Here is a 9099-nt window from a genome sequence, read left to right on the forward strand (position 1 = left end):
CCGCCGCCGCCGACCACGCGCTTGCCGTTGATCACGGCATAGCTCACGTTGACTTCCACCGACGGTTCGGTGAGCGGGAAATAGCTCGGGCGCAGACGCAGCACGATGTCGTCGCGCTCGAAGAACGCCTTGAGAAAGGTTTCCAGCGTCCACTTCAGGTGACCAAGGTGGATGCCCTTGTCGATCACCAGACCTTCGATCTGGTGGAACATCGGCGTGTGCGTGGCATCGCTGTCGCTGCGATAGACGCGGCCGGGCGCGATCACGCGCAGCGGCGCGCCCTGTTTCAGCATCGCGCGGATCTGCACCGGCGAGGTATGCGTGCGCAGCAGCATGGCGCGCCCTTCCGCATCCTTGTCGGGGAAATAGAAGGTATCGTGCATCGCCCGCGCCGGGTGCGTTTCGGGCATGTTGAGCGCGGTGAAGTTGTGCCAGTCGTCCTCGATCTCGGGGCCGGACGCCACGGCGAAGCCCATGTCGGCGAAGATTTCCGCCAGCTCGTCCATCACCTGGCTGACCGGATGGACCGATCCCCTGGGCGCTTCGGGCGCGGGGAGCGAAAGGTCCACCGTCTCGGCCGCCAGCCGCGCATCGAGCGCCGCCGCCTCAAGCGCGCCCTTGCGCGCGGCCAGCGCGGCGGTCACCGCCTCGCGCGCGGCGTGAATCTTCGGGCCTTCGCTCTGGCGCTGTTCCGGGGACATGCCGCCCAGCGTCTTGAGCAGGGCGCTGACCCAGCCCTGCTTGCCGAGCGCGGCTACGCGGATCGCCTCGACCGCTTCGGGCGTCGCGGCATCCGCGATCGCGCCCAGCGTTTCGGCCTGCTGTTGTTCAAGCTGTTCCATCGCCGGTGCCGCTAGCGCCAAACGGTGCGGAATCAAAGGGCGAAACGCAGCGCCCCCGTTGCATCAGTCTCCGGTCCGCGCCGGCAGGTGCAGCGCCTGCACGGCCGCGCCGGCCGCCTCGAAGCGCGCGCGCATCACGGCCGACAGCACCGGACGCGGATGCGCCACATAGGCGCGCGGCGTCATCCCCATGAACCGCCGGAAATCGCGAACGAACTGCGCCTGATCGTGATAGTGTCCGTCGATCGCGCCGATCCACTTGAGTTCGGGATCGAGCATGTATTGCGACAGGCTGCGCATGAAGCGCTGGCGGCGCAGCAGCAGGCGCGGGGCGAAGCCGAAATAGCGGCGGCAGATGCGCTCGATGGTGTACGAAGCCAGGCCCGTCGCTTCGGCCACGTCCGCCACGGAGCCCGTTTCCGGATCGACGATCGCGCCATGGATGGCCACGATCCGGTCTTCATCGGGCGCCGGCATGTCCGCGCGCGCCGCGAAAAAGGCGGTGATCCGTTCCAGTTCCGCCGCTTCCTCCACGCACGCGCCGAATACGCCGTCGATCAGCGGACCGAACTGGGCGAAGTCAGGCTCCGCGCAGGGATCGAAGATGCGATCGGCCCAGAGGTGTGCCGGCGCCCGCGCGAACTTGGCCCAGCCCAGCGGCAACAGGCCGATGCCCCATATGCGGCATCGGCCGGCGGTGAAGCGGATGGTCGTGCTCGTCGGCCCGGTGCCGATCGCGGCAATTCCGGGCGGCCCCTTGGCCCCCGCGATCTCCGCTTCGGGCGTCACGCCCTGGAACAGCCGCAGGTTGGCCCATTCGGGATGCAGGTGATCCTGCACCCGCTGCCCCTCGGGAATGTCGATCTCGGTGAGGTAAAACGTCGTGAAATAGGGGCGCAGCGCCAGGGGCGGCTGATGGAATCGAACCTTTACGCGGCAATCCGCTGGCAATCGCGCGACCCTTCGGAATCGTTGCTAAGTAGCAATCCGTTACAAATCGCCATAATCGTTTGTTGCGCGCTGCAAAAGCCTCCAGATCGGCGATATTGTCACGCAGGTTAGCAGAATCGGGGGTAGTTTCTGATTTTCCAGCAAAAAGGGCATTGGTCCAGAACGGACCAATGCCCTTTGATGCGGCTCGCGATGCGAACGGCTCAGGCGGCGGGAAGCGCTGCCTTGGCCTGCGCGATCACGGCGTTGAACACGCCGCCTTCGTTCATCGCCAGATCGGCCATCGCCTTGCGATCGAGTTCGATCCCGGCGAGCTTCACGCCGTGGATGAACTGCGAATAGGTGAGGCCTTCGGCGCGGACCGCGGCGTTGATGCGCTGGATCCACAGGGCGCGGAAGGTGCGCTTCTTAACCTTGCGGTCGCGATAGGCGTACTGGCCGGCCTTTTCGACGGCCTGACGGGCGACGCGAATCGTGTTCTTGCGACGGCCGCGGTAACCCTTGGCCTGGTCCAGAATCCGCTTGTGCTTGGCACGGGTGGTAACACCACGCTTGATACGGCTCATAAGTCAGCGCTCCTCAGTTCAGCCCGTAGGGCGCCCACTTCTTGATCACCTTCGCGTCGGCGTCGGAAATCACTTCCGTGCCGCGGTTCTGGCGGATGTACTTGGCGTTGTGGCTGATCAGGCGGTGGCGCTTGCCGGCAACGCCGTGCTTCACCTTGCCGGAAGCGGTGATCTTGAACCGCTTCTTCACGCCGCTCTTGGTCTTGAGCTTGGGCATTTTCGTCTCCTAGATTCGACGCGCCAGATTCGCCGTGGCAGCCCTTTCAGCCAGGCGAATCCCGAATGGTGTGTCGGTTGAAGGAGGCGCCCATAGTCAGGTCCGCCCGGAAAGGCAAGCGGGCGCTGGCTTTGATGCCGCACCTACCCCTTCCTGGCGCCCCTTCCTGGCGCCCCTTCCTGGCGCCCCTGCTCAGCGCCCGCCCACGTCGGCCAGATCGAACGGCGTGGTCTGGTAGGTCTCGTTGATCCAGTTGCCGTAGAGCAGGTGCCCGTGGCCGCGCCAGGTGTTGGCGGGCGCGGCCTGCGGATCGTCGCCGGGGAAATAGTGCTGCGGCATATAGCCGCCCTCGTCGCGCGCGTATTCGCCCGCCAGCGTCAGCGTATCGTATTCCAGGTGGTTGAACATGTGCAGCGCGCGGTGGGCCGGATCGTCGATCAGGCACAGCCCGGTCTCGGCGCTATCGGCCAGCACGCGCAGCCCGCGCCCTTCGGGCAGGTCTGTGGCGCGCACTTCGCTCCAGCGCGAGACGGGCACGTCGAACACGTCGGGCAGCCCGCGCATCCACGGGCTGGCCGGCGCGCGGTTGTCATGCCGGAACACGCCCGAGGCCTTGGACGCCAGCCCGTGCTTGGGCACGCCATGGAAATGGTGCAGCGCCGCCATCGCTCCCCAGCAGACGTTGAGCGTGCGGTGGACGTTGACCTGCGACCAGTCGAAGATGCGCCGCAATTCGTCCCAGTAGGTCACTTCCTCGAACGGGATCTGCTCCACCGGCGCGCCGGTCACGATCAGCCCGTCGAAGCGTTCCCCGCGCACGTCCGCCCAGGGGCGGTAGAATTCGGCGATGTGCCCGGCCGAGGTGTTCTTGCTGACGTGGTCGGAAATGCGCAGCAGTTCCAGCTCCACCTGCAGCGGCGTGGCGCCCAGCACCCGCGCGATCTGGGTTTCGGTGGTGATCTTGTCGGGCATCAGGTTCAGCAACGCGATGCGCAGCGGGCGGATATCCTGCCGCGCGGCTTCGGTTTCGCCCATCACGATCACGCCTTCGGATTCGAGCGTGCGGCGGGCGGGCAGGTTGTCGGCAATCCGGATCGGCACAGTCCTGGCGTCTTTCTTCTCGTCCCGTGGGGAAAGACGCCGCGCGTGTCCGTGTCCGTTTGGTTGCCGGATCGGCCACATCCTCCTTGCGGAGCGCCACCTTGCCCGGATCGGCAGGTTGGCGTCGGGGCGTCCACCCCAACTCTTGATGCGGGAGCCGCTCTATCGCGGAACGCAACGCTTGGCAATCGGGACTGTCCCGGAGGGCGATGCCAAGAGGATATTCACGGGTAAGCCCTTGCTATTGAGACTGCCTCGCATTAAAAGATGGTCAGTCGGTCGAGAGAATCGGGTGTCCTGATGTACGTCTGCATCTGCAATGCCATTCGCGAAAAGGACCTGCGGGGCGCCGCGCGGAGCCATTCGGGCGATGCCGAAGCGCTCTACGCCCGGCTGGGCTGCCAGCCCCAGTGCCGCCAGTGCCTGGACGATGCCGAGGACATGGTGGCCGACGAACGCGCCTGCGCTCTCGCCTAACCGCAACCGCCTCCCCTCACCTTGACGCCCCTCGCGCGAATCGTTCGCGCTTGGCCGATGGGCGCGGGCCGCATAGGCTGCTGCCCACCCCGGACGTTTGAAGGAGCCGCGCCATGAAGGGCGACGCCAAGGTCATCGAATTTCTCAACAAGGCGCTGTTCAACGAACTGACCGCCATCAACCAGTACTGGCTGCATTTCCGCCTGCTCGACAACTGGGGCATCAAGAAGCTCGCCCAGTTCGAACGGCACGAATCCATCGACGAGATGAAGCACGCCGACCAGCTGGCCGACCGCATCCTGTTCCTCGATGGCCTGCCCAATTTCCAGGCGCTGGGCCGGCTGCGCGTGGGCGAAACCGTGGAGGAAATCCTCAAGGCCGATCTCGCGCTGGAAATGGAGGCGATCCCGCTGCTCAAGGACGCGATCGCCCATTGCGAAAGCGTGCGCGATTACGTCAGCCGCGATCTGTTCCAGCACATCCTCGAAAGCGAGGAGGAGCATGTCGACACGCTGGAAAAGCAGTTCGACATGATCGCGCGCATGGGCCTGCCAAACTACATCCAGCTCAACAGCGAAGCGCCCGAGGACTGAGGCCATACCCGCGTCATTGCGAGCGTAGCGAAGCAATCCAGGGTTCCGCGTGACGCGCTGGATTGCTTCGCTGCGCTCGCAATGACGAAACAAGACAACTGCCAGCAAGGAAGGGTGGGGCGGAAGGACCGCCCGGCCAGACGCCGAGGCATCTGGCCGGAGCTTTTCAGTCCTGCGGTTGCTCCTGACCGGCTCATGCCCGCGAAAGGCGGACACACCGCCAGCCCCGGAACATGCCCCGTGCCGAACAGGTCGACCGGACAACACCAATTAGGAGCATACCACAAATTGGCGCGGAAAACAGCCGGTTTTGGTGTGTTGCGGCGCTTGGCACCGGGGGGAGAGGCCTTGGCGCTGATCGCCGACGGACCGGAAGGACGGTCAACCGAATATTAACTGTCGGCGTCGAACAAAAACCGAAACTTGTCGGTGCAGGCGGGAATTGGCGCTGGACGCAGGCCAAGGACGCCCATTGGCGATAAAGCGCGCCTGAGGGTGCCGGAACTCCAGATTATATCCGTTTTGGCGCATTTCAGCGTATACGCCAATCTCGCACAGAATGCCGCGATTCAAGGCAACGCCGCGTCGATTCGATAACGTATTCGGAAGGGGAGATTGGAACGGATCGCCGACGATGGACAAGACATCTTTAGGACAAAGCTGACGCTCACCACCGCGTTCGAGAACGTCAAGTTAGGGCGACGCTGACGGCGCAGCGCAGCTTTTGCGAAGGCCCTCTGCCCTATGCCGAAGATGAGGACAGACTGACGTGCCCGCTGAACGGTAGTCGGATGAGATCGAGAACCGTGATCGTAAATTCAGCTTGCTCCTTAATCCGGCAACTAGCGATCGTGTTGCAGCAGAAGTTCAAACGCTCCATTCGGTGGCCATCCCGATGAGCAGATAACGCCGCCTAGAAAAGGCTCTAGAGAGTTTGCAATTCACCTATTCCTGGCAATATCGCCCTGCCATCAATGATACGCTGCACTCCGGACCACGTTATACTTTCCAACGGGCGATGCAATCCTTTCGCAGGGTACAAGCACTTCATAGGAAACAATGTCTGATATACTAGACACTCCTGAAACATAGATGCTTGAGGGGGAGGATTTTGTGCAAAAAATGCAATTTTGTCGATCACCATCGCGGCTTTTTTATAGCGCAAATCTTCGGCCTCGGTTCTTAGGGCACGATGCCAAAAACCACGATTTATTTCGCCACTATCATCAAATGGTGCGATAAATATCTGGAAATCGTTAGGCGGCATATGCTCCTCTGACGAATAAAATGCAGTTCTCACGTCCTGAGAGATATGAACGGTATCTGGATCGCAAAATTCATTCACCATTGTCTTGAGCGTGACGAATTTTGCAAGATTCAACGCCTGTTCTTTATCAAGATCAAACCATGCACCTCGCGCATAATCGATTACTATATTTTGCGCGGCCTTCTGAATTTCCTGCATCCATCCATTGTTGCAAGTCGCACAAACACACCTAATTCTTTGACTCAAAGGGTCACCATTGCGGTTAATTGCTCCAATTCTGCTGACGCTTCCGCCACAGGGATTTGGGCGCACCAAAGTGTGAATATTCTTTTCATTTCTAATCCCAAGTTCTTTACGGAATACATCTCCAAATATATGTTCACTTGTAATATTATCTGACCCACAGAATATGCATCTTTTCAAACTCAACTTTGCACGGCGCGAATGGCTATCAGAGTAATTTGGCATAAATTTGACCTTGCATCAGATTCTCTTGAAATCTTCTAGGCAGCGTAGACGAATTTTATTCAGTATCCGGCGATAGCGATTTGGTCATATTTGGTGGCGGCAGGTGCAGCCGGTGAGGCTGTTTCGAGTTCATTGCTGGCACGAACTGACTTGTCTGCAACCAGACAATTACCCGGATGGTTATGAAGGGTAACTTCGTCCAAGTCTGCAGCATTCCCACACACCGCCAGTTGGAAAATCAATGACCGCTTCCGCCGCCCCCGCCAAGGGCGCCGAACGTCCAAAATGGAGGGCGGTAGCGATCGACAGGACAACGCGTGTGGAATGACCAGTTGGTCGCCCCCCTCACAACCCAATCCCCCGCGTAACCCCAACCGCCTCCCGAAACGCCGCATCATGGCTCACCAGCAGCAGCGCGCCGTCGTAGCCGCGCAGGGCCTGTTCGATCACTTCGATGGATTCGAGGTCCAGATGGTTGGTCGGCTCGTCGAGCAGCAGCAGCTGCGGTGGCGGCTCGGCGAGCAGCAGCGCGGCCAGGGTGGCCCGGAAGCGCTCACCGCCGCTCAGCGTCTCCACGGGCTGCTCCACGGAGCGACCCCGCAGGTGCAGCCGGGCCAGCCGGGCCCGGACCTGACCTGGTGTGCTGGTGGGGGCCAGGGTGCTCAGGGCGTCGAGGACCGAGCGGGACGGGTCGAGCAGGTCGACCGACTGCGGGAGGTAGCCGACCGGGACCGGCGTGAGGCAGACCCCCTCGACAGTGAGCTGACCGGCCACGGCGCGCAGCAGGGTGGTCTTGCCGACCCCGTTCGCGCCGACGAGGGCGACCCGTTCCGGGCCGCGCAGCTCGAGGTCGACGACCTGGCCCGTGGGCAGGTGGAGGTCCGACAGCCGCAGGGTGGTGCGCCCCGCGGGGACGACTGTGCCGGGCAGGTCGACCCGGATGGGGGCGTCGTCGCGCAGCGCCTCCTCGGCGGCCTCCAGCGCCTGCTTGGCCTTGGCCACCCTGTCCTCATGGACACCCCCGATCCGGGCGGCGCTCTCCTGCGCCCGGCGCTTGCGTGCGTCGGCCATCATCTTCGGCATCCCGGAGCGTTTGGCGTCGAGGCGGCCGTACCGGTCCCGACGGGCCTGTTTGGTCACCTGCTCCTGGAGGTCGCGGCGCTCCCGACGGACCGCGGCATCCGCGGTCCGCACCCGCTGCTCGGCGGTCGCCTGCTCCTGCTCGACCACCTCGAGGTATGCCGAGTAGGTGCCTCCGACGATGCGCACCCGGCCCGATCGCAGCTCGGCGACCTGGTCGACGTGCTCGAGCAGCTCACGGTCGTGGCTGACGACGAGGAGGACGCCCCGGAACGCCTCGACGGCATCGATGAGGTGCGCCCTGGCCCGCCGGTCGAGGTTGTTCGTCGGTTCGTCGAGAAGCAGGACGTCGGGCCGGCGGAGCAGCCGGGCGCCGAGGGCAGCGAGGACCCGTTCGCCACCGGAGAGGGTGTCGACCGGGCGGTCGAGGTCGAGGTGGCCGAGCCCGAGCTGGGCCAGCGCCAGCGCGGCGCGCTCCTCGACGTCCCAGTCTGCCCCGACGAGGTCATACAGCTGCGGGTCGAGGTCACCGGCAAGGATGCGGCGCAGCGCCCGACGTGGCCCGGCGATACCGAGGAGGTCGTCGAGCCGGTCGGCGACCTCGGCGTCGAGCCGCTGCGGGAGATAGGCCGAGAGTCCGACGACCGAGACCGAGCCCCGAGTGGGCGCCAGCTCGCCGGCGAGCAGCCGCAGCAGGGTCGACTTGCCACAGCCGTTGGCGCCGATCAGGCCGGTGCGACCGGGCGGGACGGTGACGTCGAGACCGTCGAGGACGCTCTGGCCGTCCGGCCAGGTGAAGGAGAGGTCCGAACAAACGACCGTAGGTTGCGGCATGGCGGTGCTCCGGAGCGAGTCGGTCTGCACCTGCTGTCGGCAGGTGGCGGAACGGGACTCACACGAGCACGGCAGGCTCCTTCGTCGGCGGCCAGGGACAGGACCCACGGTACCGCCGGGTCCGCCGTGCGGGCGAGGGACTTTCCACCGCCGGTTCCGGCGGCAGGTCAGCGGCGCCGTTTACGCATCAGCACGGTGCCCGGGTATGGCGACCCAAGAACGACCCGGTAGCCGGCCCGTTTGTACAACCGAATATTCCGGGCGCTCTGCGCACCGGTGATCAGCCAGAGGTCGGTGACCTCGGGTGGAGCGGCCTGCTCGGCATACTCCAGGAGCACTCGACCCAGCCCGCGACCCTGCCAGTCGGGCGCGACCATGAGCCGACCGACCTCCCAGGTGCCGTCCTCGTCGACCCGGCCACGGACTGAGGCGATGAGCCGACCGTGCGAGCGGACCACCCAGGTTCGCCATACCGAAGATGAGGCCCGCACATCGTCCAGGGTCTCGACCAGCGGTGGGATGTCCCAGGTGTCGTTGACCCGGCCCTCGCCCAGCCAGCAACACCGCTGGAGGACGAGCAGCTCCGGGGCGTCCGCGGGCACACTCGGGACGATGGCCAGGTCAGTGATATCGCCCACCTGCGCCGGGGGGACCAGGTCGGGGCGGCGCGCGGCGGTGCGGCGCAGCGACTCCGCCCGCCGCC

General features: G+C 64.1%; 11 protein-coding genes and 1 riboswitch. Of the genes, 2 read left to right on the forward strand and 9 right to left on the reverse strand.

Going from position 1 to position 9099, the window contains the following annotated elements:
- The 5 genes from B3547_RS20055 to B3547_RS20075 all read right to left on the reverse strand — a co-directional run.
- Positions 1-842, reverse strand: an 842-nt coding sequence (locus B3547_RS20055; RefSeq protein ID WP_292966378.1) for a phenylalanine--tRNA ligase subunit alpha, incomplete at its 3' end; no start/stop codon positions are given.
- Positions 843-905: 63 nt separating this feature from the next.
- Positions 906-1793 carry a helix-turn-helix domain-containing protein gene (locus B3547_RS20060; RefSeq protein ID WP_292966380.1) on the reverse strand — a complete coding sequence of 296 codons (888 nt, stop codon included), beginning with the start codon at positions 1791-1793 and terminating at the stop codon, positions 906-908.
- Between the two features lie 203 nt (positions 1794-1996).
- Entirely contained in the window at positions 1997-2359 is a 363-nt protein-coding gene (gene rplT / locus B3547_RS20065; protein ID WP_124810520.1) for a 50S ribosomal protein L20, read from the reverse strand.
- Between the two features lie 13 nt (positions 2360-2372).
- Positions 2373-2576, reverse strand: coding sequence for a 50S ribosomal protein L35 (rpmI, locus tag B3547_RS20070; protein ID WP_124810521.1), 204 nt, complete (start codon positions 2574-2576; stop codon positions 2373-2375).
- Between the two features lie 192 nt (positions 2577-2768).
- Positions 2769-3677 carry a homoserine O-succinyltransferase gene (locus B3547_RS20075; RefSeq protein WP_194919171.1) on the reverse strand — a complete coding sequence of 303 codons (909 nt, stop codon included), beginning with the start codon at positions 3675-3677 and terminating at the stop codon, positions 2769-2771.
- Positions 3678-3726: 49 nt separating this feature from the next.
- Positions 3727-3834, reverse strand: a riboswitch (SAM-I-IV-variant riboswitch).
- Positions 3835-3977: 143 nt separating this feature from the next.
- Between B3547_RS20075 and B3547_RS20080 the strand changes: the two genes are divergently transcribed.
- Together B3547_RS20080 and bfr are read left to right on the forward strand one after the other, a co-directional pair.
- Positions 3978-4154 carry a (2Fe-2S)-binding protein gene (locus tag B3547_RS20080; protein ID WP_292966394.1) on the forward strand — a complete coding sequence of 59 codons (177 nt, stop codon included), beginning with the start codon at positions 3978-3980 and terminating at the stop codon, positions 4152-4154.
- Between the two features lie 113 nt (positions 4155-4267).
- Positions 4268-4747 carry a bacterioferritin gene (gene bfr, locus B3547_RS20085; RefSeq protein WP_292966384.1) on the forward strand — a complete coding sequence of 160 codons (480 nt, stop codon included), beginning with the start codon at positions 4268-4270 and terminating at the stop codon, positions 4745-4747.
- Between the two features lie 925 nt (positions 4748-5672).
- On the opposite strand, the gene B3547_RS20090 is transcribed toward bfr, so the two are convergent.
- The 4 genes from B3547_RS20090 to B3547_RS20105 all read right to left on the reverse strand — a co-directional run.
- On the reverse strand, positions 5673-6212 hold the full coding sequence (locus B3547_RS20090) for a hypothetical protein (RefSeq protein ID WP_292966386.1): 540 nt from the start codon (positions 6210-6212) through the stop codon (positions 5673-5675).
- A gap of 329 nt (positions 6213-6541) precedes the next feature.
- The gene (locus tag B3547_RS20095) at positions 6542-6685 is read right to left on the reverse strand and encodes a hypothetical protein (RefSeq protein ID WP_292966388.1); all 144 of its coding nucleotides are present in this window, start codon (positions 6683-6685) and stop codon (positions 6542-6544) included.
- A 142-nt stretch (positions 6686-6827) separates the two neighbouring features.
- Positions 6828-8396, reverse strand: coding sequence for an ABC-F family ATP-binding cassette domain-containing protein (locus B3547_RS20100; RefSeq protein ID WP_292966390.1), 1569 nt, complete (start codon positions 8394-8396; stop codon positions 6828-6830).
- A gap of 167 nt (positions 8397-8563) precedes the next feature.
- A partial coding sequence (locus B3547_RS20105; RefSeq protein ID WP_292966392.1) for a GNAT family N-acetyltransferase occupies positions 8564-9099 on the reverse strand: 536 nt, incomplete at its 5' end.

This window comes from Novosphingobium sp. UBA1939 (assembly GCF_002336885.1).
Classification (GTDB): domain Bacteria; phylum Pseudomonadota; class Alphaproteobacteria; order Sphingomonadales; family Sphingomonadaceae; genus Novosphingobium.